Genomic DNA, 25,793 nt, shown 5'->3' with positions numbered 1-25,793 from the left:
GGTACCTTTCTTTCATAACATGTAAGTTGCATTACTACATTACGTTCACAGATACTTCAATACCTGCAGATTCATTACCTTTCATGTCTACAGAAACTAGTTTAATTTTTACACCATTTCCTTTTGTCACATTTTTAATAGTATATGATTCTACTTCAGTGACACCTGTTGCATACTTCATACCATTTACGAAGATGTTAACCGTTGAGAGCTCCATATCATTCGGATTTGTCCAAGTAAGTAATACAGTTCCTTCTTGTGGATTTGTAGCTTTTAGGTTAGAAACATTAACTAGAGTCTTATTCGCTGCTGGTTTCTTAGAAGTATTTAGTGCTTCTTTGTACAACCCTAATCCCATTGGTCGAAATTGTGTGGATGGTCGCTTCGTTAGTGGTGAAATTGCACTAACTGGGACACACTGATATACATCAAAAACCTTTTCTGGACAACTCTCTTGACGAATTCTTAATTCACTAGATCCCATATTAATTGAATTAAATCCTACAGAGTTCTTTAAATATCCTCTTACTCCTTCTTCTGGATGAATCAGATAAATAAATGAAGTTTGTACTTTATCCGAATAACGTGAAGGATTGAATTGATAATTATTAATTCGTTCCCATGCTCGTGGGTATTGTTTATTACCTACTTCAGATACACGCTTAGGAGGCATATCTTGTGCAGGTGCATTCCAAGACAAGTAATAACTTTGATAACGAGAACCTAATTTAGTACGACTCACCATTACAGAGTCAACACCATTAGATGGATTAGAAGGATATTTTTTCAGGACAGGCATAATTTGACGCCCACCTTTAATCTTAATATCATCAAAGTTATAAGCAGCAACGCCATTTGTATCAGTACCTTTTGGAACAGTTCCTGCGAATAATGCGATAGCAGGATCACCTTCATCTATTGCTTCAATATCGCCAAAGTAAATCGGTACAATAGGTACGACATTATTTTCCCACATTGGTGTATTATCCGTTTGGATAATTAAGAAAAGACTATTACTGTCAATATGTCCTTTAATATTAATTTCCGAATCAACCCACCAATTTGTATGCATATAAGGGTAATCAATATTTTCAAGTAATGGTGAACGTAGAGATGACTCTACAATAGGCGACTGCATCACAACAGGATTCGCTTGTTTTACAAATTCTGAACCAGCACTTGTAGATTTAAAATCAATTTGTGTAACTTCAATATCTAAAGCCATTTGAAGTCGTTTTTCATCTGCACTAGAGCCCGTTCCCCATGGGGTAAATAATTTATCTCCCTCTTTTACATCTGGTAATTTTTCCAACATATAAAAATAAAGAGATGTATTTACTTTTCTTTTTTCAAATTCTTTGGCCATATAGTTAATAAGGGCCTCTTTTTCAGTAGCTGTTGATTTAAAAGCATTGTAATATGGAATCCCTTTATCATGAGCAGTAAACTCCTTCCAATCTGCAACTACAGCAAAACCAAACAAATCACCTCGTGCATTACGTAAAATAATATGATTGGCAACTGTAAATTTTTCATCATGCCTTCCTTCTAAAGGATGATCTGTAACATAATAAGACCCTGTTACAGCTTTTTTAAACTCTACTACTTTGGTCCAGCCGTGTTTAATCAGTAAATCCATAAAACCGTGTTGTAAGTTACCTTCACGAACCTTATAAGGGGAAAGTGCAGGTGTGCTATCAATATACGGCATTTCTACACCTCTCTTTCTATTAATTAAGGACGAGATTTTACCCGCCCTTATTCTGCAACTTAGTTATCGTTATGAGTAGGTAATAAGTTGCAACTAATTACTTAAATTCATTATAAGTAGTCTTTTTATTCTGTTAACAACACTCATGTCTAATTAATAATTTTAGCTTTTAGTTTTACATCCGAAGGTACACTACTTCCACAATAAAGGGTATAACTCCACCTGCTTCCTTTATCTTGACCATCATTCATTACTACTCTTAATTCCCCATCATCAGGTTTATAATAAAAACCAAACGGGCTTCCTTCTTTATCCATTTTACGTGAAGTATCATAAATCAATTCATTATTAACAAATACTCGCATCCTATCTGGTGCAGAGAAGAAATCATATTCCACATAGCAGATGCCCTCTTCACTTACAGCATGAATATATTCCCCATATCCCATGCCACCCTGTGCCGTTTGTCCGCATTTTAGTACATTTTTACCTGGTTTCTCACCTTCGCCTTCTGGCTTTCCACCTTCACCTTCTGGTTTTCCGCCTTCGCCTTCTGGTTTTCCACCTTCACCTTCTGGTTTTCCGCCTTCGCCTTCTGGTTTTCCACCTTCACCTTCTGGTTTTCCGCCTCCGCCTTCTGGCTTTCCACCTTCGCCTTCTGGTTTTCCGCCTCCGCCTTCTGGTTTTTCAGGGGAAATATTTTTTGAGATAAATTCAATATTCACTATTTTTTCGCAAACTCCAAAACCATAATCAACGATAAATTTAATTGAATATACTCCTGGTGAACTACTAGTAAAAGTGTAAATTCCTGTCTGCATGACTTTAGGAGGGGTTTGAACAAGTACACCTATATTAGAAGCTGAACTATTTTGTCCATGATCTAAATGAAGAACAATTGAATCCCCTACATGTGATTTTAAAGAAGGACCAGTAATGTTTAATTCACAAATAAATTCGCCAATAATAGTCCCCTCAGTTATACATTCTTGTCCATCGTTATACGTTACAATAAATGTAATTTTATATACGCCCTTATTAATAATTTTAAACGTTCCATTCCCAAGACTCTTTAAACCATTCTTATCATAGTTCGTATCAATGCGTAGAATACCAGATTTATTTGTGTGTACAAGCGAGAATGTAACAACCTCTCCTACTACCTTATTAAATCGTGATGTAATTAAATTTAAACCACAGCTACTAATTGGGATATCATTAATAATCTGTATTTTTGAAGGCCTTGAAATTGGTTCTAATACAGGAGTCTCTATTCTTTTAAAACAACCCGCATCTTTTAACATACCTATACCTGCCATTCTAAAATGGGTAGAAGGCCTTTTAGTAAAAGCTGAGTCCCCCTCTACAATCGTCACGTAATATTCATCATTATATTCTGATTTTTCGTTATCCTTGCCCGCATCATCAGAATCATGACCATCTTTTTCTGGAGGAATTCTAGGAACCAAATTATCCCATTGAAAAGGAACCCTTAAATGCATTTCTTTTCCTAACCCTGTAATTACTTTTATCCAGACTTCATAAATGCCTTCTTTAGACATATTCATAAAGTCGTACATAGGTGTACCATCACCTAGGTCTTTTTGCGTAAAAGCAATTCCTTTAACTCTCCTTAATTCATGGTTTACTTCATCATCCTCTAAGGCAATTACTGCCCCAGCCTCTCCAATTTTATAGGGTTCCTCTATTAAAAGCTGATCTTTTTCTCTTAAAAATCTGATATATGCTGTTACTTCAACGATATCAGTATCTTTTAGGAAATAAACATCAAGATAAGATACACCATGCTTGTTAATATCTATAGTAAGTGGCCCATGAGAATGATATGTAATTACGTCATCTACGTCTTTAAAAATGTACCTCGATGGTAAATGCCTCCATCTAATTGAATGTATAATTGGTAGTGAATCAGTTCCTTTAAACCCTTTATTTTGCGGTACTGATAAATTAGGAACGGGAGTTAATGCCATATCAAAATCACCTCTACGCTTTTATAATTTCCACGGTAAAGCCTTGTAATTCTAAGTCTCTTTTAAAATATTCCATAAGATATAATTTATTAGATTTATTGATTGTTGGAGGATTTTTTCCGCTCTTTGTAATTAATTTATGTGGAATCCCCTTAATCTCTCCTCTAAACCTTATTCCAGTTTGAACATTCAAAATATTATCCAAAGATTTTACAAGAGATTCATTATTACCGCTTACTCTGACTTTATGTTGAATATCACCTTCATTATCAATAAAGGCAAAATCTTCTCCTCTTTTTATCTTAAGAATCATTATATTTTACCTCCTACAGTTTTGGATCAATACCCATTTCTTTTAATTTATTAACTATAAAATCGTGTTTATCTTTAAAATTTCTAGCTAAAAATTGTCTATTAATGATATACATCATAAAGGCCTCAGCAAAATCTTCGGCCGGGCTAAAACATCCATAATCTGATACCGGAGCAAGTTTTCCATTATCTAACGCTGTACCTGGCGAGCTTTTCGTTAGTTCATTAAATGAACCATCAATATTCTCGATCCACCCACTAATATTTAACCATTCTTGCATTTCATGTAGTTTTTCACCTAATATGTCATATCCATAATTAGATAATGCATGACCCATCTCATGTACAGCTACTTCTGCGGCAACATAAGGTATATAATTATCATCAGTCATATCCGGTAAATAATATGCTTTATATTCTCCATCAACAACATGACTGCCAAAACCCAGGTTAGGTTTTATATAGTCATATGGGCGATGTGCCTTGGCAGCTGAAATATTATAAAGCAGCACCTGAGGTTCAAAGTTAACTAAAGAACGAAAAGAAGATAGAATATTTTCCTTTTTCCCATTACTATGCATGGCTGTAGCAAAACTATCCATTACCCAAGCTCCAACAAGACCTGTATCATCTTCGTTTTCAATAAATACATTATTAAAGTCAATCCAATCATATATAACACTTGGTACTTTCTTAATTAAAGGAAGCATTTTATCTAAAATATCGCCCTTTAAAAACCCCTCTGAACCTGGGAAAAATAAGACAGGTTTATTGAGTTTAGCCGACATAAATACTGAGGCTTTTTGCAATTCATTTAAACAAGGTAAATTTGCCTTTCCCCACTCGTTAAAATCTAGCCATCTATCTTGTAAACTATAACCATCATCTTTAATATCTTTTAAGGTTTTCCATAAAAATTTATGAAAATCTTCAATTTTTATTTTAGAGTTATCCAAATGATACTGACTTTGAGGCTCCTGTAAATAATCTAACCAATCATTTCGCCCCTCCCAGAACGATTTGCTTAATTCCTTTCCAATACCATCTGTGCTGTTAGCCAAATAATCTTGCGTAATAACAGAGGGATTCCAATAAGTATCATCTACTGCTGGTGCCTTTACTGACCCATCGCAATAATAAGAAAATTTATTACCTATATCAGAATTGGAATTAGAATTATTGGTTGAATCTCCTAAATTTACATGAAGATTATTCAGTTTGCTTGTACTCTTAGCAATTCCCCACTCTAATTTAGTAGATTCTTTAGGTACCTCAGGTTGATATTGAGATTCATTACATTCTTCACACCAATAAGGGAACACTAATTTCTCACCTTCAGAAACATTAATAACGGGCAGAAGTACGATATTAGGAATATACCCTAATACACCATCTTCAGGATGCATGACTGTTGCGCGAGATGTATGAATCTTATTACTATACCTAGATGCATGAAAATCGTATTGATAGTAACCATATCTTAAATAATTCCATGCCCTTGGGTACTTACGAGCATATTCTTCCTCTTTCTCGGTTCCTTGTGCATTTTTGACAAGTCTTAATTCTTCACGAGTAGGTGGCATTAGATTAGGTGGCACGTTCCAACGTAAAAAATGTTCTTGATAACGTGCTCCATATTTTGTTTTTTTGATCATAACGGAATCTACTCCGTTTGACGGATGGTTTACATAATTTCTTGTGATAGGTTGTAAAATTTCAGTTTTAGTCTCTATACTATCGAAATCAAAAAATTCTCCTACTTGCCTACCTCCAAGCATAGCGATTGGTGTTTCATTTTTCGAAGATGTATTTTTAGATACTAGATTTCCAAAGAAAAAGGGAATTAAAGTCACCATATTATTTTCCCAGCTAGGAGCTGAATCTACTTTTAATGTAAAAAATGCACTTGTCTCATCAAATACACCTTTTAGCTGAATTAAAGAGTCCCCCCACCAATTCGTATTAGTTCGATAATTCAACTTCCCTATGGAGGCAACTAGATTACCTGTATCTCCTTTTAATTGCATGGTAATAATCGGTGATTGTTTCATACCTTCATAGTATTCATCCTCGCCGTAGTACTCTATATCCATGCTATCCCTAAATATATCCAAACCATGATTTTCACTCATGATAGTAACTGGAGCAAGTTCACCACTAGGTGATACATAATGCGTATATCCAGCATATGTGTCTAGTGTGTATGAATAAACAGTTGTATAGTCTACAGATTTTCTATAAAAATTAGAAATCCATTCTAAGAAACCTTCTTTTTCTCTAGGAATATCTTTAGTGTTAATTTTTACAGCCCCTGTTGACTGTGCGAATGCTAAATACTCATTATCCCACCTACGCATAATCATATGCCGAGTGATGCATAACATACCTTCTCGAGATTCAAAAGGGGGTAGATATCCCTTTTCTCCTTTTACAAATAACCCTTTTTCAAAAGTAATTTTATATAGATCTACTTTTGGAACTTGATTGTTAAAATTCTGCCACCAGTAATTACCTGATTTATCTTTAAATCTTCTAAATACTTTATCAAACATATCATCTAAAAAATTATCGTGTCTTAATGTTTCCTCTACCCAAGGCATTTATATCCACCTCTCTTATTTGTTGGGATTATCCCTTAAACATTGAAAGTTTATCCAAACATATTTCGATTGCCCACCTTTATTATCAAAGCGGAATGTAATTGGGGTACCTGCTTTTACTGTTTTCACAGCCATTAAATAAGCACCTTCTGGTAAATCCTTCGTATAAATTTCATCAAATACGTAGTTATTTTTATGATCATCTCCAATAAACAAACTCCAATTATCAAAGGAATGATATCTAGATGCTCCTACAGCTACGGAGACCAGCTCAATATCAAAATCAGGAATAAATTGAATATCAAAGTGCCCTAAAGTACCTAGTACCTCTAAAATTTTCCCCTTTATATAAGGAACTGTTTTGGTAGGCATAAATGGATAATCTAAACGTCCACCACCCAATCTACCTACTCTATCTATTTCCCCTCCAACTACTACATTTGCTCCAAAACTCATGTAGGACCTCCTCTCTAAATTTCATCTGTTATCTTTGGTCCGAGTTCCACATTAACATCTACAGGAGACGATGGATTATATCCATCAGACCAACCATCTGGAGAGATTTCAATTTCTTCATTAGATGCATATCCTATTTCTGCATAGTCTACATAATCCTCTACTATCACTTCTTCATAATTACTATATTTACCGTTATAAAAATCAGATGGATTTTCATATTTAGACGGCATAGAATCTTCTTCGATTTCGTCCTCACTCCAGCCCCATTCCGAGTCAAAATACGTGAGTTTAACCTTTTTAAAATTACCGTAATCATTTTCCCTTATAATCTTTGCAACAACTTCTTGGGATTTACCAAACCACTCTGTTTTTATAGAAACTTCTGTAATCATAATATTGTTGATATACTCATAATCTTGAATTTCATCAGATACAGATGGATTGAGCCCACGGACTAAAGAAATTTTATCTAATGCACCATTTCGATAAATAATTCGGATCTCATTAATTACATGATTAGCTATTGAATTTTCTGTTTCCCTTATGACTTCAAATGACTCTACTTGCCATTGAGAAGAATTCAATGTTGTTACACCATTGTCGTTATCATTATTGAATAGCGGACTAGTAAAATGGTGTCTTGTTCCCTTTCCTTGATTAACTTTTCTATTGATCATATCAAGTATTGGATATACATCATTTACGTTCATATGACTCTTTTGCGCCATTTTCCCACCTCGCTTTCCATAGCATTATAAGAAAAAACAAGGAGATTCCTAACGTTCTGTAGGAATCTCCTTGTTTTTTTAGCTATAATAATTCTCTTTGTCATGCCAAGTAAATTCTAGAAAATTTAACATACCTTCCTTATTTCCAACAAGTCGGTTCCCTTTTATGACATAATACCCTGCATTAGAAGTATTACTATCATAAACATAACAACCATCTAATAACTCTATCATTGGATTTCCTTTAACAACGGCATTAAAAGTACGGGCTTGTCTTTTCATATCAAAAAATAATTTGTTCGAGATATCCTCTTTGGTTCCTCTTGCATTTGAACCAAATCGCTCATCAATCCAATCAGCAACAATCTTAGCCGTTCTCATATTACCCTTTGTAGATATAAGAAGATCTTTATCTACAAAATGCTCAATTTGTCCACCATTACCAACAATAATAAGATGATTACGTATACGAGAATGGTCAATAGAAGTGGAAAGAGAATATAAATTCTCACCATCTATAAATGACCATTTTGCCTCACTTGCATTAATTTTACGGATATTTTCCAATCTAAATGTTCCATAACGATCACAGTAAGAGCGATACATAATATCTCCAATCACTTCATGAACCGCATCAGATGCTCTTGTACCTTCTAAAAAATCTATCGCCTGTACATAAGGATTTTTATAACCTTGTGCATCTTTTACAGTTGCTATATCTTTTTCGACATATTGTTGACTTTTAGTATCCCAGACGACTGCCTTTTTCCCACCTCTATCGATATCAATATAATACGTTTCTTCAATAATCGCATCAGCATATCTCAAATCATCTTCATGGATTCTCCATCCAATCATTCCTGCCTCATTTACGATATTATGAATAATAGATGATTTAACCCACATGGTTACTGGTTGTTTTTCATCACCATGTATCTCGTCTCTTCGAGGAAAAGTTAGAACCCTATCAAAAACATGTTCTTCTAACATATCGTACATATCTACACAATTAATAGTAATTGTTTTTTCATCAGAATTTTGCTCAATCTCTCCCCTTATACGTCCTGTAAAAACTCTTACTAGGTTTTCACCATAGCCTGCATAAATACGTACTGGGGTAGCTTCACTTAACACATGCCTGATTGCACCATTCTCATAATATGACATCTCTGCTTCTCTTAAATTATCAGGGAAGATATTGGCTCGTTCATATGTAGGAGAATAAATACCATGTTTATTGTCTAAAGTAATTCTTGCAGTTGCGACTCTGGCGTCAAAATGGCTATTTATCTCCCACTGTAATACATCTTGGTCTACTGTAAAGGTTTTATCGTATACAAATGCCCCTGTATCAACCCATACATCACGTTTACGAGCCTTAATTCTTTCATCAACATATTGTGCACCGTATTGAGTTTCAATTTCCACTACCTTAAAGCATTTTAGTCCAAATACAGCCTCACCACTTACATTATTTAAGGAGAAATCTAATATATGTGAATTGGTCCCTTGTATATCACTTGCAACCCATTTTGCATAAACTGGAGGTTCATATGTAGGTTGTGTTGTATTGTTCTCTTTTGTATATCGTTTTACAATCATTCCGTCATATGTAACCGTTACGGAATCTCCTTCTTTAAGATCTGCATAGAAAGCATATTCATAAAATCCATCTGAAGAGAAGTTATGTTTATATCCAAAATCTTCAACTGCTCCTTTGGCAATATTCTCATTAAAACCTAAATACTTTTCACCTGTTGACCAAGCTGTAAAATGGGTTATGTTCTCTTGTCCATGCCAATTCCCATCCAGATTTGCATCCTTATCAAAGCACTTATTAAACTTAATATTTTGGGTAATGGTCATTTGGGGTGGTGGTTGACTAACACCACTTCCATTTCCTGTACTATTATCATTTCCGCCCGTATTACCGCCTCCATTATTATCTTTACCGCTTGGTGCTACTCCTAATTTTTGAGCACCTGTTAAAACAGGATATGGATCAATATGATTATTTCCACCATAAATCCATTCACCTTTCCAAATTTCAAAGTGTAAATGGGCGCCATAAGATTGACCTGTATTTCCGACTTTCCCTAAACGTGTTCCTGGAGTAACTAAATCACCTTTTCGAACCTGTAAAGAATTATTTTGCATGTGGGCATAAACTGTCATATATCCATTATCATGTTGAATCATTACACAATTACCATAAGATGTACTTTTATAAGCCTTATGTACATGTCCAGCCCAAGCCGCTACTACCCACATACCATTAATTTTACCTTGGGATGTATGTATAATATCAGTACCCTTATGCCCTGAACGTGCACTCCCGCCCTTATGTTTCATATGGTGTGAAGATACTTTCGCACCATTTCCAAATGAAATTCCTTCAACAGGAAAAGTAGCACCGGATAACGCACTAGAGCTTGTATTATGAACTTCTTTCCTTTGTTCCTCAATTGTATAAATCTCAGCTTTCTCACAACCACAGTCTTCTTCCTTCTTGGAAACATTTAGATTTGTAGAATGCTTTGGAAACAGATTTTTATTAATAATAGAACCAGATTCTTTACAATGCCATTTTTTTTGACTAGATTCACCAATAATTCTATCAAAATAGCTTTTTACAAGTTTTTTCCAGTTAGGTCCATCTGCTGACCATTTCCACTTTTTATATCCTTTATCTCCACCTTCATGGAAATAATCAACATCACTAGCATCCATATATCCATTGGAAATTTTTGCGTATCTGCTCCTCATTGCTTCGGAAAAACGTTTTGCAGCATACTTCGCTTGGGTATCTATCCCTTTATATTGAGGATCGCATGAACCCGGGCAACCATATCCTACTATATAACTTCCTTTTTCAGGTTTCCCTTGTCCCAACGTTCCAAATCCTGTTTCATGCTTTGCTACAGCTAATAGAAAGAAATAAGCAACATTGGGACACTTATAATGTTTTACCCATTTATTTAAGGCACATTTAATATACTCAAATCTATCCCCGGATTCTCCACCTTTTGTAACAGAACTTGGCTCAGCACCTGCTACTGGTGTTGTTAAAGTTGCCTCTGCTGCCTGATGCACAATAGATGCTTCTCGAATTCTGTCCCAAACTTCAAACTTATTTTTCATTCCTGGTACATAGGCCATTTTGTCAAATTCAATAATAACCCTAGGTTCATGACCTAAAGCATTAACTTTTCTCATTACGTCATTTAACAACTGAGGCGCAGGAGTTCTATGATCAAATACGTTCGGCATACCTTATCCCCCCTATCTAAATCTTTCTAGTGCCCATTCTGTAAATCTATGTAAATATACAATTGCTTCAGCTCTAGTTACACATACCTCAGGTTGAAAGGAATCATCTGCGTAAAGTGGAAATACATAACAACCATCATTAAATTTTTCATCTAATATATTTAAGACTGATTCGGCATACCATTTTCCTACAATTTTATCTTTATCTTTAATGTATCTCTCCGTTTGCTTAATTGTATTATTCACATATCCTCTATCTGTATATCGATTATAAATATTCATTCTTAAACGTTGTAACAAAGTAAAAAACTCTCCTCTATAAATCGTTATATCAGGAAAGAATCTATCATTATAGAGTGCGCAACTTGACATAGGGACAACTTTTTCTCCCTGCCTATTTTTGATTTGAGCACCCTTTTGATAATTGTAATTCACATAAATAGGAAACTGATTTAAATTATAAGATACATAAAGATATCCATTAATTATAGTAAAACAGTCTCGTTTAAATCCTAACGTTCTTGTAAGTGCATCTTGTATGGATTCGTCTTCATTTACATCTACATGTATTCTCTTTAACTTCTTGTTCATGCAAACTGCTATTTCATTTAAAGAGTAAGTGATATCAAATACGTAATTATTTGCTTTTTCTAACTTTTTTGCCGGATAAGCCAAAGAGCATCCGCTCATCAAAGGATAAATCTGACAGTTTTCAAGAGTATGATCTCCTTCATGCATTTCCACTACCCCAGATAAAAGAATACTAACTTCTCTTCCATTGGTTAACGGGTAACCAATATGTATAAAATTATCCTCAAGTTTAGATGGGAGTGTAGGCACCCCATCAATATAAACAAACACCATTTCCCTAGAATCAGGTTTATATCCGCTTACTTCAAACTTGGTTTGTCCCTCTGTTGAAGTGAAATTATGAACCTGACGTGACTTGCCACCAATAAATTGGTTATAGGTTTTTCCACTAAATAAGGTTTCTTCTTTTTTTGTATCAATAAATATATTATCTGTTTCTAATACTGCACGATAAAACCAATCCTTTGGCCCCACATCTAACCATCGCTTTGGCATTTTTAATACCCCCTCAATATCTTTTCGATGTATTTAAAAGTCCTTGTCATATAGGATGCCGTTTGAGCCCTTGTAATCCAAACTTCAGGTTGAAAATACTGTACAGGTGTTCCATCACTAGCATAAGTAGTGATAAGTCCCCTTTTTTGCATTTCATCTATATACGTTTGCGCCCAATGATTTTCAATATCTATAAAAGGATATTGATGACGATATTCGAAATCTTGTTTTCGAATTAACATAAGGTTTACAGTAATGATATATTTCGTCTCAAATTCTGCTGTTTTAATATCTAAATCACCATTAACAATCCCTAAATAAATCGTGCCTTTTTCATCATAGTATTTGTGTTCTGCACCAATAAACTGTAGCCAGTCTGCAAATTCCTCTTTGCTCGCAAATAAAAATTGAATGGTAGTAGAATAATGAGAAGTCCCTTTCCCTACCAATCCTGCAGAAGATTGAATATTTTCGTTTATATGGGATTTCAATACTGGCGTTGGTGGCTTATAATCGCCAGTCATACGCCCCCTTACTTGTACAAAACGAATCCCGTTATCATAAAATAATTTACGTTTAAATACATCATCATTAGATTTACTTGGTTTTTGTTGTGCCATTTAATCACCCCTTAGTATTATAAGAAACCCCACCTAATAATTAGATGGGGTTTTGTAATTAGAATGTTGGATATCCCCAAGGGGCTGAATTTAACTGATTTCGTAGTGGTGTTGTTCTACCTTGTGCTAATCCTTTTCCTAAATTCATTCCAAGATTTGCTAACTGTTGACTAGAAGTTTGTCCAGTTACATTAGGTAAAGTAATATTGACATACATATCTCCCGATTGAACACTAAAGTTTGAATGTGTACCTTTACTTGTTAGATAATCATACTGAGACATAACCTGTACGCCTTCAGGAAGATTAAATGTTCCACCCATTTGCGCTCTTAACTCTTGGTGGATACCAATCTGTGCTTGTAAAGATTGCTTTGTCAATTCTCGAATATCTTTCATGATTTGCTCGTATTCAGATGAACCTTCTTCAAACTTACCACTATTTCGCTCTGCAATTCTTACCGCTAAGGTCTTATCTATAAGTGATTTACGATCTTGTAATTCTCTTACTCTTAGGTCACGTGCTAAGAAACTATCATCTCCTATACTTGGTCCAAAGTTCACACGTTCCTGCATGTACTTAATTTCCAAATCATCCATATTATTACCGAAATCATGTCTCCAAGCTGTAAGCCTTTGAATTCTTAAATTTTTAACTTCTAATTCAGCACTCGCGATTTGTTGACTCAATCCTTGAATAGTATCTTGTAACTGACCATCTGGATCTGCTAACTGTTGGGATTGCAGATTTGCCAGTTTACTTTTCATTTCTCCAATCATTGATTGGCTTGAAACAATCTGTGAATCAATATAAGTAGGACTCTCTGTGTTCATGCTAATAGCACTTAATGTATCCTTATACTGTTTCTTAGCCTGAGCTCTAGAAAATCCTTTCTGAGTGTCGTTAATATAAAATTCCGTTTTAATACGTTGTGCTTCAATTTGTTTTTTCTTATATTCTAGATCAAAATCAGCTTTTAATTTCTTTTCTTTGTCCTTACTTCTTTCAACAGATTCTTTAATTTTTTTATAATCATCCGTCTCTATTCTTTCTTTAGTTTCTGGATCCTCAGTATATCTTTTTCCGTTTTTTTCTAAATATTCCAACTCAGCTTCTCGCTGTTGAGTAAAATTATGAAGCTCGTCCATCTCTTTTTTGTAAGCTTCGCGCTCTTGTTGAATTACTTGTAATCTAAGTTTCATATACTCTTTTGAGTCAGCTTTCACACCATCTAAAAGGGCGGTAATTAAGTTAAGTTCTCCCTTATTATTAGCAACTTTCTGGCTCTCTTGAATACGAGATTTTAAATCATCATAAGAAAAGGAATCATATTGACCCTCACCTAACATTTTATTTTCCCGGGCTTTACGAGCTTTTTCTGCATCATCCCTTCGCATATTCTGCTCTGATTCAGAGATGGCTGCTTTCGTATATTGATCTATAAACTCTTCTTTTTCCAATTGCTGCTTCTTAGCATACATTCCAGTTTGATTTAAATACGATTGTGTTAAATCTGTTAAAGATGCTTTTGAATAATTCCTATCTTGACCTTTAGATTTTGCATCATTTGCCCTTTTCTCATTCTCTTTTCCTAAAGCTTCATTCCAATCTGATGTTCCATATTCTTTCTTAATCCAATTCTCAAATCCCTCTTTAAATCCTCCTTTCCCGATAATAGGCCAATCCTTAATTACTCCTACCTCGTTAATACCTACATCAGGAGTTCCTGGTGAAAAAAGATTTGTAATTCCATTCCACGCTAGTCCAGCTCCCCTTAGAAAGCCACTCCAGCCTTCATCTTCCTCATATTTAACATATGCTTCAGCGGCACCTGCGGTTTGATTATGATAATCTCGTATTTTTGTTTGCTTGGGCGTTAACCCTAAGCTCTCAGCAGAATTTGATAAAACATCACCAACAGCGGTTGCAATAGCTAATTGTTTAGCAAATTTCCCTACGCTGCGTGCAAGTCCCATAATAGCCCCACCAGCTCCTCTTGTTCGCTGTGGGATAGTATCAAGAAAATCAAGAAAACCCTGCATTCTATTCTTTGATGCACCTTCAGCTTCATCAGCTACTTTTTTTACAGCACTCGATAAATCTCTATACGCAGTGGTACTTTGTCTTGTTTGTATAGTAGCCTTACGGTTATTAGCCTCATATTCATCGAGTGCCTTGTTAAGTCCATCCATATTATTTATTGATTTGCCTACACTTTGATAGTTTTGATCTAGATAGGTCTCAAATCCAATACGTTTTTGATCATCCATTTGAGCCAAACGACCAGCTGTTGATTTTTGATTCTCATTCATACTGTCAAAGTTAGTTCTATTTGATAAGGTATTGACTAAATGCTCTGAGAAATTTGTGGTAAAAACATCTGTTAATAATTTACTTTGGGTAAGGTTGCGAGCATTATAGGCTGAACGAGTATGTAATTCATCAGCTGTTAATTCTTTCTTTTCACCCTTATAATAGCCTTTAGATTCATCCATGATGCTAAGAAAATCGGACATATTTTCAGCTTTTCCACCATGATCTTTTACATATTCTTTTATCTCATTCTTTCTATCCTCTTTTAAATTCGCTAATTCTTCAAAATAACTTTTTAACGTATCATTTTTCATAGCCGCACGATAGAACTTTTTGTTATTTACTTGATTGCGTAAATCTTGGCTCTCCCCCAAAACATGATCATTTAAAAACCCTATCGCTCCGTCCACTTTACGATTTGTTAAAGATGTACCACCAAAGAATTTGTTTTCCATAGTAGCTTTCTTGTAATGCTCTTCATAATTACTCAATTGACCTAATCGTTTTACTCCATGAATAGCACCAAAACCTACCAAGGCATTACCTAAAATCGTAATTAACTGTGCAAATAGCCCTGCATGTTTCTCCATTCCCTGGGCTAAGTTTGTAATAATTTTTGCTAAAGTTTGTACCTCTGGATTTAGCGCATCTAATACTGATACTAATGCGTTATTAACAGATACCCCAGCTCGTTCCATTGTCACAGTAGGTGATTTCATTGTCACAGCCATCATTTCTTGAAGACGTGCAGGATCTTTTTTAAATTCATTAATTTCTTGCTTAATTTTCCAATACGATAAATCCTTACTGTTATTTATACCCTCTTTATGCATGGTCTCTAAAAAGGACATCAGTTTTGGTGGCTGATTTGCCCCACCTTCTCCATACAGAATGGATTTTACTTTATCTTCTCCAATATATTTATTTTTGCTTGCTTTCGCGGTGTCTGATAGGATATCAATGAAATTCCGACGTACTTTCATACCACTCTCATTTTTTTCAAATACCTTTACACCATAATTTTCTAATTGTTTAGAAACAGATGGTAAAGTAATACGCTCTGCAATCGTTTTTATGGCTGCACCTGCATTCTCCCCTGTTTCTCCTGAAGTTTGAATAGCTAAAGCATTTAATGTCACAGCATCTTCTGCATTCACTCCCACTGAATGGAGTGCTGTACCCGATTTTGACATAGCCTTCATAATATCTTCACTGTTCGCTTTAGTTTGACTCGTAGCAACAGCAAAAGAGTTAACTACTCCATCCAACTCCCAGACAGATAATTTAAACTGTGCCATAATTGTCTGTAATCCTGGAGCAATTGTTTCAACTAAGTCTGATTTGTTATCTAAGCGATAAACCTTAGAAGCTTGATCAACAAATTGTCGTGCAGATTGTTTATCTCCTGTTACATTTGATGCTATACCAGCTACCTTAGACATTCTTTCGTAATCAATGCCGTAAAGTGTAGATAAATCACGTACATTATTCATTAGATTTCCAGTATCATTATCTAATTTTAGCCAATCTGTATTTCCATTTTTGTTTTTATATTCTGGTTTCAAAGAGAAGTTTTGTGTAATCTTTAACTGTTCTAACTGAGAAATTTTAAAGGTTTCCATTGCTTTAGTTATCGCAGCCATTGGATCTAGCATTGAGCCCGAAGCAAGGCTCCTAACTTTTTTGGTAACCGCTCCAGCCATTCCAAACCCATCAAAAGGATTGTCTTGTTTTGTGGATTTACTTGTACTAGAATCGCTATTATTTTTATTTGTATTACTATGATTTGATCCACTTGAGTTATTTAAAGTATTAGCACTATTTCCTGCAATAAAGCTTAACTGTCTATTACTATTCGCCTTTTGAGGGTTAGTATTAATTTCTAGAATTTCATTCCTTATATGTGCAAACTGCTTATCAACGGACTCCTTGATTTTTTTAATAATTTGCTTATTCAGCTTGTTAATTTCACTAGTTAAATATTGCGTAATATTAGAATGAGGTTCAAAGTCCACAGCTCTTACTGATTGTTTCATTGACATCATTATTTTATTTGTTCCTGCAGTTAACTTTTTATTAATTGTATTTTCCATACCTTCAAACTGCCTTTTTAAAGCATATCCTCTTAGAGATCCTCGATCCACAGAATGAAAAGTATGAGCTAACTCGGCTGGAGAAACACCTAAATCATTTGCAATATACCTTTGAAGTTGTTTAGATATATTTTTCATAGGTACTTCTACAGATTTGAGATCAATCTTTTGCAGCCCTCCTCGTATGCCTTTTATATAATTTTCTATTAAACTATCAATACGTTTAGCTGTTTTTATAATCTCGCTATCAATGCTATTCTCTTCGCTAATAACACCCTCGAAATCAAATTTTATAGAATCTTTTATTTTCCCTCTTACTTTTTTCGTTAATTCAGATAAATCTTTCGATGAAATTGTTAATGTCTGTCCTTCAATAGCAACCTCTGGGTTCAGTAAAATAGGTTTTAATTGATTTTTAATACTTACTAAAATTTGCTTAATCGTTCCCTTAGAAATATCTAATTTAAGTCCACTCAAGTTATCTGCATTTACTAAATTCCCCCCATTTTCGCGAATGGAATTTACTAATTGTTTTATTTGATTACTAATTAACTTAGAGATTTCTTTATTAATTTTATTAAATTCATCTTTTCCAACTGGTACTACGCTATTATTCATAGCAGAATCCATATTAATGTTTATATTTTTGATCATCTTTACAATTGTTTTATTTAACTCTTTATCTACTTTAGACATCAATTGTTGAACGGTTTCTTGTTTAATACTTAAAGGTGCTGTCCCAACTGAAGATAAAGTAATACCATTTGCCTGGACGATATTATTTAATTCTTGCTCAAGTTTTGCTCTAAGGTTGCTTCCCGCTGCCTTAGATGTCTGAGCCGATAACGAAGATAAAGAGTTTTTCATAGCATCTATACGTTTTTCTATACTACCAAAACGATGATCTAGCTGTTCCAACTGTACTCCAAACTCTTTCATATTTTTTATTGACTTATCAAACTCTAGTGCAATAGTAGCACCAATATTTTGATTATTGACTGTCACTTATTTCACCTTCCTTTTACATAATAAAATCCCGCCCTATCCTCAAATAAAAAGGAAGGGCAGGATTATTTATTAGAGAATACCTGCTAACCACTCCATGTCATCAGCATTTGCAACCTCATATCCGTCAATTACTTCTTTTCCATCACTATGTTTTAGATTATTCTGTTCGGCAGCTTGGGCTGAACCGCCCCCAAATAACCCAGTGAAGGACATTGAATGTACCTTAACTGTAAACTCTATATGCTTATGGCATTTCTTTAAGTAATAGTTTAACTGAGGTAATGTCAAATCCCATATATCCTGTTTTTTCATCCCCAGGTAGTGACCTAAGTTAAAGAAAATCTCTGCCCAATCAACGTAGGCATTTTCGTCATATTCTTTTTCTTCTTCCTCAGAGTCTATAAAGACTTTTTTAAGCCATTAAGTCCAATCATAATATCTATAATTTCTTTAGCTGTTACAATATCAATATAATCCCCTAAATAATGAGCTGAAATTTCTTTATAATACGGTTTAAAGCCCATCAATAGGACCTCTAATAGTTCATCATAACTATCATTACCTGTTTCATCTGCAATTAAATTAGCAATAATGACACCTGTATCAATTGTATTCAACTTTTTCATTAGGTTTTTAGCATCTTTTAATCCTAAAGGAGGGATAGCATAGGTTTTTCCATCACGTAATGTTACCTTTTCATCCTCTTCGAAGAATACTTTTTCAATAAACTCTGATTCCTGCTTAGTTAACTTTATTTCCTCTTGTTTATTAGGTTCTTGCTTTTCAACCTTCTCCTCTGCTTCCTCTACAAGAGTAGGTTCCTCGATAGCTTCTTCTCTACTTGGAATTGCTAAATTACGTTCACTCATTTAATCTCCCCCTATATTACTCTATTACCCCTTATTAAATTTAAAGAGGACGCAAGGAAGGGGATCACCTAAACGACCTCGTAACTAATATAAGAATTTATGTGTTAAATGTAACAACCTTACGAAAAAAGGTTTAAGTGATAGATATTTTTATAATCCATTCTCACCTTATCTAAAATGTTTAAAAATAAATTAATAAAAAAGAGGATACATAAGTATCCTCTTCTCTAATTAACAAACATCGCCACTTTTTTCAATTTGATAACGCTTAATAGAACCTAAACGACTGTCTGTACGTTCCCCATCAATAACTGTAAGTGTAATACTATGAGTCGCTGCTGTTTGTCGTGCTGTGTCTAATGTAAAGTTAGATTTCACTCGGCAAGAATATAGTTCAACTTGGTAACCTTGAATGCTACCATCCATTTGTTCAAAATGTCCATCATGAACAACAGATACTGTAAGAGGGAAATCACGAGAACCAATTGCCATTACATCTACAACCTCTGGGCGCTTGTAGTTCACATAAATTTGCTCTCCTTCAAGATAATCATTAAACTTAATCTCCCCTGTAGAAGGATCAATTGTATACTCACCTTTTGCAGGATTAGTTGTTACTTTTTTAAGTAATTTATTCTCTTTTACTAATCTTACAGATACATGCTCTGTCTTAGAAGAAGCTGAACCTAAAGATCCACCAAATAGAGGATTCTTAAGAGTCACTAGTCCACCTTTAACATCATGACGTTCTTCTAATACCCATACGAAACCATCAGGATCGATAGATGATGATGCTACAGGATAATAAACTACTACAGTATCACCTTCAACCGCACCACCTTTTAGTGTTATAGCTGATCCATTTACTGTAATTGCTGTTTCTGGTACAAATGAACCTGCAACTTGGTTGAAGATCTGTACTTTAGGTGCTCCGCTACCTGTTAATACTGGACTAGATAATTTAATAGAAACAGGTTCAGTATCGCCAGCAATTGTTACTGTTTCATTTTTCAATTCATAGGCTAAGCCGCTAACTCCTTCTCGAAGTTTTGCCCCTAACACAAGACGTACCATGTTTAAATCAAATTTTGCATCCTCTGCAGTAATATCAATTACCTTTTTACGTAGTAGTGTATCAATAGGTGCTGAAGAGTCTCCCCCTTCAATATCAACCATATCCAACTGCACATCAAGACGCATATTCGCCATGTGACCTAGTGTAATTAATTCATCACACCCTGGAATTTTAGCCATAAATTTACCTGCACCTTTAATAATCATTTTCTTATTCTTACTGTTAAACTTGTCAAATTGTGACATTAACTACACCCCTCAATTTCAAAAATAAATTCAAATCTAGTGAAATACTTATAAGAGTGTTCTATTTCACTTGCAACCTCTGCAGATCCTACATACTGACCCTTGAAAAATACTCCTTTAAATAACTGCAGAGATTGATTATCGAATAATTGATTTATTCTATCTGCAAGGTCTAATGCCAATTCCACATCATCATTTGTGTAGATATCGAAGTCAAATGTTATCACATGAATATTATTGTTTCGTTCCTTTTGAACAAATGACTTGTAAAATGCAATTAAAGGAATTTGGTTATTTAGTGCCTCTTTAGGAGACATACGCTTTTGTATGTGCATTTCATTTTCCATATCTACTGTAATATTATTAAGACCCATACATTTACGTATTACACTATCTTCTCTCAATGTCTTATGTATGCAAGCATAAACATCAGTGATACGTGGAAAGAACAACTCATCACACCCTCTTGTAAGTATTTGCAGTAACAATATAAGAAAATCACAATGAAAATTTAACATCACTTAGAATAAATTTAGTCAAACTCTATCTCACCCCATAATTACTCTTAACAAAATTAATTTTTTACACTTAGCTTCTATTAAGCTCTCACGTACATTCTTAACTATTGAATTGACATGATCAAAGATTTTCTTATTTATTCTTCAATTAACAATTCTATTAAGAGAAGTATTTGTCATTTAACATAAAACATGTAAATGATTTATTTCTCTGAATTTGTTTATAAATTACAAAAATAATTAAATTCACTTTGAAATTGATGTAATCCAATATAAAAATAATGTTTTTAAGTATTTTTAGTTTCTAAAATGAGATAGTATTGAATCTATTTTTATATCAAATAATCGTTATTAAATACTACATAATAATTTATTAATAATATTATTTAGCTTTAATATAATTGATTCAGCTTTTACCTTTAAATTAAATGCTGCAATTTATACTTTGTGATTCAGCAACAACCTTTAAACTAATAAGTCTCTTTACAATTCACTTGCAACTATAGTTACTTAAATTTCGATAACTATAGGGAGGTGATATTTTGAATTTACATAAAGATAGAAAGTTAAATACTATTGATATAAAAAAATATTTTTCATTTTTATACAATGATAAACAAATAAGAGCTGTCCTTACTACGAGTAATCAATTCTTATTTGTTGGATACGATATTGGGAAAAATACGATTGGAATAAAAAATCCCTATAGCTTAATCGAAAATATGGACAAACGCTCTAAATACAGTGCTGTAATTACTTTTAATCAGGATATTAACCCTCAACGCTATATTTTAGTTGATTTAGAGGGGCTCCATCATATGGTCTATAGAGCCAGAAAAGTTAAGGTTAATAGATTAGATTTTATCCATTGGGCCATATCTTTAGAAAAAAATATACTTTAATTCATTTCATTATGTTAGCTTTTACTGGGTTAACTACCCTTCATATGATTTATTAAATATCCCAGCTAAATATTAATTATTTTGTAATCCTCAACTTTCTAACAACTTATTACGACTTTTAAATAGGAATTGGAGGTGAGAAAATGAATTTAAATATAAGTATAAGCCTGTTGCTATTTATATCCTTAGGGGTACGCGCATTTTTATTTGAAATAAAATTTCAGTACACACGTGAAAAATTACGTAGTATTCATGAATTGTTTGAAATTTTTTTAGACTGTTCTTTTTGTAATGGCTTTTGGACTGGTTTTTTTGGTTATGTAATTGTAAATGGTATTGATATTATTCTAATACCATTTGCTATTTTAGTTGGTTCTTCCTCATACTATTTAACGCTATTTGTTAAGAGTCTTACACAAAGAAATTAAGAAACACAGTTTATGTCCTTTATTTCTTAAATTATCCATTCTACATCTTTATCAACTTAACCCTACTAAACTTTAGTAGGGTTTTATTCACTATTCTTATTATTTCTATCTCTATACAAATTCCCAAACAAAAAAATTGTTCAAAATAGCAAAGTACATTTTGTACTGTACCTTGTTTACGCAACTAAAACAATAAATAAGACGACTATTAAAATATCTATCACCTTTAGAAATGGAGTGAACAATATGATTTTCTTTTCAAGTAAGCACCGAATTAAAGATCTTTCTTTCCTAAATAAACTTTGGATGACACCCGTAGCTTATGGACTAAAATATCTTGCCGGAACTGTAATATACATTGCAGATAAATTTGATGAAAAGGTAAGATTTGAAATCCTAAAAAGACATATCTAAAACGGAGGAAATGAGAAAATAAAAAGAGGATTTATTCACTTTAAGAAAGGTTATAACGAATTGATAAAGGCCACTTTAAATTCCTGCCATCATGCAATGAATTAAAAAACATTTATAAATCCTTTCTTGAAAACTTTAGTCAGGGAGATATTATTCCTATAAACTATACAGGATAGTATTAGGTATCGCGGTGATTTCAAGTATAATTACGGACTTAAAAAGTTTAAAATTGCGTTAGTAAGAAAGAATCACTCTAAGGATATTTTTACTAACGCAATCTTACTTATTTTTGAAAAAATATTTTAACAATCTATAAATAGATTTTCTACCTAAAACATCGTATTATCATTAGCTGCTTCATTTTGAATCTCTTGAATTACATCCCAGTGTTCGACAATCTTTCCATCCTTTATACGGAAAATATCCACTATAGCAACTCCCTTATCTTGAGAGTTAGTACGAGAATGTACATGAAGAGCAACTGTATCTCCTTCAGCTACTACACGTTTAATTTCTGCAGAAGAATTAGGGTTCTTAACAAAATCCTCCTTAAAGAAATCCATGAAAGCTTTTCGTCCATCAGCTACAAAAGGATTATGTTGCTTGTAATCCTCACTTACATATTTAGGGATAATATCGATATTATGTTTATTAAAAACTTCATTATAGAAATCAACTACCATCTTTTTATTCTTTTCTTTTTCTGACACATCATCTTTCGATACTGATGCAGTATTCTCGCTCTTTATTGTGTGAGCTTTGGTATTACCAGTTGAAGCTTGAAATATCAAAGTCGACACAATTCCTAAAATAAACATAGAAATAATTATTATTATTAAATTTTTCTCTAATTTCATATATACCTACCTCTTCTAATTTTATAATTCATCTTCGATAACACGCTTGATAAAGGAAGAATCTTTCCCAGAATCTGATGTAAGAAATATTGTTAGAAAAATAAAATCCATCTTTCCTAACAATACTCCTTATGCGAGGGGATGTTAGAAACTAGTAACCCTAACTTAATACCTCATTAACAGTTGCACTGTCCACAATTTGAATAAACTTCTTAATCTTATCGTTCTCATCAAACTCATAAAGATGACAAAAATCTGCCACAAATGATTTCCCTGTTGTTTTATATGTTCCACTATATTTTCCATACACGATAACAGTATTGTTATTAAAAGCATAAATCTCATCTTTAGCGCTATAGTTACCCCATTCAGTTCCAAGACGTTCATGTACATTTTTCACTACTTCATCAGGACCTATATAAGTGCCTGCATATGGAAACCCAGCAGCTTCTGTCCAAGATACATTTTCACTTAAATACGTTTTGAAAGCATCCATTTTTCCCTCGCCTGTTAACACATACGTTTCATGTAATAGGTTTTGATATTTATTCATAGCATTAACCCCAAGGCATTTCTTTTGTTACAACTTTTGCACTTAATTCTAATACACCTTTATTTGCATAGCCTGGATATGCTACTTCAAGTATTGCTACAAAATCTTTTGAGGTTTTACTTTCCTCAGAAGCTTGAATTGCTGTTCTTAGATAATCCATGGTTGCATTAATTGCTTGATTATCTAATGATTTTTCTATTGATCCATGACTTGGTACAATTATGTCAGCATGTAACGCCTGTAATACTTTTAAGTTCTCAATCCATGCCTCCATTGCTGCTTTTGAGCTAGTATCTGCTAAGAATAGATGGATTTCGTTAAATACATCTATTCCTCCAATTAATAATTTCAGTTCTCTGTTAAATAAGCTAGTTCTGTATTGATCTAAACCTACTAGTTCAAATGTTAGTCCCTGAAAATCAATCGATTTTTCCTTAAACACTTGAGGTAATACCACATTACTTGGTGCGTTTTCTCCAAGTGCATCTTTCCAAACTTTCAATTTCCCTAATACAGAATGAACAATATGTTCAACCGTAGACTCTGTAGCATACGCTATGGCACTTGGATAAGCAGCTTTCATACTTTCTAACCCAAAATAGTAATCAGGATCCCCATGGATAATAAAGATTTTATCTAGAGATAAGTTATTATTTTTCAAATAATCCACAATTTCTTTTGAATCAGATTGAGTAAATTTCGAGTTTATTAAAAATGCATGTCCTGCTTTCTCAACTAAGGTTGCAGTGACCATAAAACTTTTTTCGTTCGAACTAAACACCGTTAATTTCACATCTTTGTGATTTGTATCGATTGTTTTAAACATAGATGTTATTCTCCTTTTGTTATAGTGATTGAATAGATAACACACTTTTATTTTGTTCCGACAGAAGACTCCTCTTCAATTCTCTTGAAAGGTTCATTGCACCAGCAAATAGATGGGAGGTGTATGTTCGCTGGCGTAAGCTAACATATTTGCTACTATAGCCTAAATTTTCTTAGTATAAATTTTTAAAACGTGCTTCAATTTTATCTGGCGTCATTACCCCACCACCAATAGGAATAATTTGATTATCTTTTTGTAAAAGTAATGAAGGATAGCTATTAACCCTAAGCTGACGAACCTTATTGAAATCATTTTGGACATCTACAATTGTTTCTTGCGCATTTAAACGCTCTATTACTTGATCAGGGTTCAAGCCATGCTCAATCGCGATCTTACGATATGTCTCAGGATTACTTAGGCTTTGTCCATCATAATAAAATGCTTTTTGCATAGCAGACGTAAATTCTAACAAACGGCCTGGCGCTAATGAACGTAAAGCTGAAAATCCAATTGCAGCATCTTTCGAATTCATTTTAAAAGTACCTTCTTCCACCAATTTCTGATAGGAAGGACCAAATTCTGCACCTGTAAGTTGATTAATTCTTTTATTTCCCTCTTCTATATATGAGAAATTTTTTATTGGTAGATCATCAAAAAATAATCCACCACATAAAACTGTTAACTTCATTTCAGTGTGGTCTTTGTAAAATCCTTTAATACTTTCTGAAAAACCATAGCACCATCCACAATATGCGTCCCATACGTATATAAGGTTATCTTGTTTTTTCTCCATTTAAATCTCCTACCTTTATTTTTATTAGCTAGTCCAGCTATCAATTAAAAATTCTTAGCTAGCTTTTGGGTTTGTAAAAGTGCATCTTTTTTAGCAACCTTATTATTTTCCCCAAAAACTAAT

General features: G+C 33.6%; 20 protein-coding genes. 2 read left to right on the top strand and 18 right to left on the bottom strand.

Going from position 1 to position 25,793, the window contains the following annotated elements:
* Nucleotides 1-34 precede the first annotated feature (34 nt).
* The 14 genes from MHB52_RS29425 to MHB52_RS29360 all read right to left on the bottom strand — a co-directional run bounded on the left by MHB52_RS29425 (nucleotide 35) and on the right by MHB52_RS29360 (nucleotide 20,831).
* Nucleotides 35-1,711 carry a hypothetical protein gene (locus MHB52_RS29425; protein ID WP_001146340.1) on the bottom strand — a complete coding sequence of 559 codons (1,677 nt, stop codon included), beginning with the start codon at nucleotides 1,709-1,711 and terminating at the stop codon, nucleotides 35-37.
* 149 nt (nucleotides 1,712-1,860) lie between these two features.
* The gene (locus MHB52_RS29420) at nucleotides 1,861-3,702 is read right to left on the bottom strand and encodes a hypothetical protein (protein ID WP_061663905.1); all 1,842 of its coding nucleotides are present in this window, start codon (nucleotides 3,700-3,702) and stop codon (nucleotides 1,861-1,863) included.
* Between the two features lie 13 nt (nucleotides 3,703-3,715).
* A complete protein-coding gene (locus MHB52_RS29415; protein ID WP_000601025.1) occupies nucleotides 3,716-4,015 on the bottom strand; it encodes a hypothetical protein in 300 nt (99 codons plus the stop codon).
* A 13-nt stretch (nucleotides 4,016-4,028) separates the two neighbouring features.
* The gene (locus tag MHB52_RS29410; protein WP_061663906.1) at nucleotides 4,029-6,614 is read right to left on the bottom strand and encodes a hypothetical protein; all 2,586 of its coding nucleotides are present in this window, start codon (nucleotides 6,612-6,614) and stop codon (nucleotides 4,029-4,031) included.
* Between the two features lie 15 nt (nucleotides 6,615-6,629).
* A complete protein-coding gene (locus MHB52_RS29405; protein ID WP_000007798.1) occupies nucleotides 6,630-7,070 on the bottom strand; it encodes a hypothetical protein in 441 nt (146 codons plus the stop codon).
* A gap of 14 nt (nucleotides 7,071-7,084) precedes the next feature.
* Nucleotides 7,085-7,801 (bottom strand): hypothetical protein, encoded by a 717-nt coding sequence (locus MHB52_RS29400; protein ID WP_000057634.1) that lies wholly within the window; start codon nucleotides 7,799-7,801, stop codon nucleotides 7,085-7,087.
* Between the two features lie 78 nt (nucleotides 7,802-7,879).
* The gene (locus MHB52_RS29395) at nucleotides 7,880-11,071 is read right to left on the bottom strand and encodes a M23 family metallopeptidase (protein WP_061663907.1); all 3,192 of its coding nucleotides are present in this window, start codon (nucleotides 11,069-11,071) and stop codon (nucleotides 7,880-7,882) included.
* Nucleotides 11,072-11,083: 12 nt separating this feature from the next.
* Nucleotides 11,084-12,157, bottom strand: a complete 1,074-nt coding sequence (locus tag MHB52_RS29390; RefSeq protein ID WP_061663908.1) for a hypothetical protein — start codon at nucleotides 12,155-12,157, stop codon at nucleotides 11,084-11,086.
* Between the two features lie 2 nt (nucleotides 12,158-12,159).
* The gene (locus MHB52_RS29385) at nucleotides 12,160-12,777 is read right to left on the bottom strand and encodes an S-layer homology domain-containing protein (RefSeq protein ID WP_000068593.1); all 618 of its coding nucleotides are present in this window, start codon (nucleotides 12,775-12,777) and stop codon (nucleotides 12,160-12,162) included.
* 58 nt (nucleotides 12,778-12,835) lie between these two features.
* Nucleotides 12,836-18,187: a phage tail tape measure protein gene (locus MHB52_RS29380; RefSeq protein WP_061663909.1), complete on the bottom strand. Its 5,352-nt coding sequence runs from the start codon at nucleotides 18,185-18,187 to the stop codon at nucleotides 12,836-12,838.
* Between the two features lie 72 nt (nucleotides 18,188-18,259).
* Nucleotides 18,260-18,478: a hypothetical protein gene (locus MHB52_RS29375; protein WP_226799801.1), complete on the bottom strand. Its 219-nt coding sequence runs from the start codon at nucleotides 18,476-18,478 to the stop codon at nucleotides 18,260-18,262.
* 110 nt (nucleotides 18,479-18,588) lie between these two features.
* Nucleotides 18,589-19,059: a hypothetical protein gene (locus MHB52_RS29370; RefSeq protein ID WP_000004089.1), complete on the bottom strand. Its 471-nt coding sequence runs from the start codon at nucleotides 19,057-19,059 to the stop codon at nucleotides 18,589-18,591.
* Between the two features lie 231 nt (nucleotides 19,060-19,290).
* Complete coding sequence (locus MHB52_RS29365; protein WP_000077130.1) at nucleotides 19,291-20,379, bottom strand: hypothetical protein; 1,089 nt, start codon at nucleotides 20,377-20,379, stop codon at nucleotides 19,291-19,293.
* Nucleotides 20,379-20,831: a hypothetical protein gene (locus tag MHB52_RS29360; RefSeq protein ID WP_000465972.1), complete on the bottom strand. Its 453-nt coding sequence runs from the start codon at nucleotides 20,829-20,831 to the stop codon at nucleotides 20,379-20,381. Before MHB52_RS29360 ends, MHB52_RS29365 begins: the two co-directional genes overlap by 1 nt.
* A gap of 608 nt (nucleotides 20,832-21,439) precedes the next feature.
* Here MHB52_RS29360 and MHB52_RS29355 point away from each other — a divergent pair.
* Together MHB52_RS29355 and MHB52_RS29350 are read left to right on the top strand one after the other, a co-directional pair.
* Nucleotides 21,440-21,799, top strand: coding sequence for a hypothetical protein (locus MHB52_RS29355; RefSeq protein WP_001048699.1), 360 nt, complete (start codon nucleotides 21,440-21,442; stop codon nucleotides 21,797-21,799).
* A 143-nt stretch (nucleotides 21,800-21,942) separates the two neighbouring features.
* Nucleotides 21,943-22,227 carry a hypothetical protein gene (locus tag MHB52_RS29350; RefSeq protein ID WP_001052512.1) on the top strand — a complete coding sequence of 95 codons (285 nt, stop codon included), beginning with the start codon at nucleotides 21,943-21,945 and terminating at the stop codon, nucleotides 22,225-22,227.
* Nucleotides 22,228-22,970: 743 nt separating this feature from the next.
* Here MHB52_RS29350 and MHB52_RS29345 read toward each other — a convergent pair.
* The 4 genes from MHB52_RS29345 to MHB52_RS29330 form a co-directional block, all read right to left on the bottom strand.
* Nucleotides 22,971-23,498, bottom strand: coding sequence for a nuclear transport factor 2 family protein (locus MHB52_RS29345; protein ID WP_000764185.1), 528 nt, complete (start codon nucleotides 23,496-23,498; stop codon nucleotides 22,971-22,973).
* A gap of 160 nt (nucleotides 23,499-23,658) precedes the next feature.
* The gene (locus MHB52_RS29340) at nucleotides 23,659-24,051 is read right to left on the bottom strand and encodes a nuclear transport factor 2 family protein (RefSeq protein ID WP_001046386.1); all 393 of its coding nucleotides are present in this window, start codon (nucleotides 24,049-24,051) and stop codon (nucleotides 23,659-23,661) included.
* A 4-nt stretch (nucleotides 24,052-24,055) separates the two neighbouring features.
* Entirely contained in the window at nucleotides 24,056-24,877 is an 822-nt protein-coding gene (locus tag MHB52_RS29335; RefSeq protein WP_061663910.1) for a cytoplasmic protein, read from the bottom strand.
* 172 nt (nucleotides 24,878-25,049) lie between these two features.
* Nucleotides 25,050-25,670 (bottom strand): DsbA family protein, encoded by a 621-nt coding sequence (locus tag MHB52_RS29330; RefSeq protein ID WP_061663911.1) that lies wholly within the window; start codon nucleotides 25,668-25,670, stop codon nucleotides 25,050-25,052.
* Between the last annotated feature and the right edge of the window lie 123 nt (nucleotides 25,671-25,793).

Source organism: Bacillus sp. FSL K6-0073 (assembly GCF_038006085.1).
GTDB lineage: Bacteria > Bacillota > Bacilli > Bacillales > Bacillaceae_G > Bacillus_A > Bacillus_A cereus.
The sequence above is the reverse complement of the archived record's forward strand: the minus strand, read 5'-3'. Positions and strand labels throughout refer to the sequence as shown.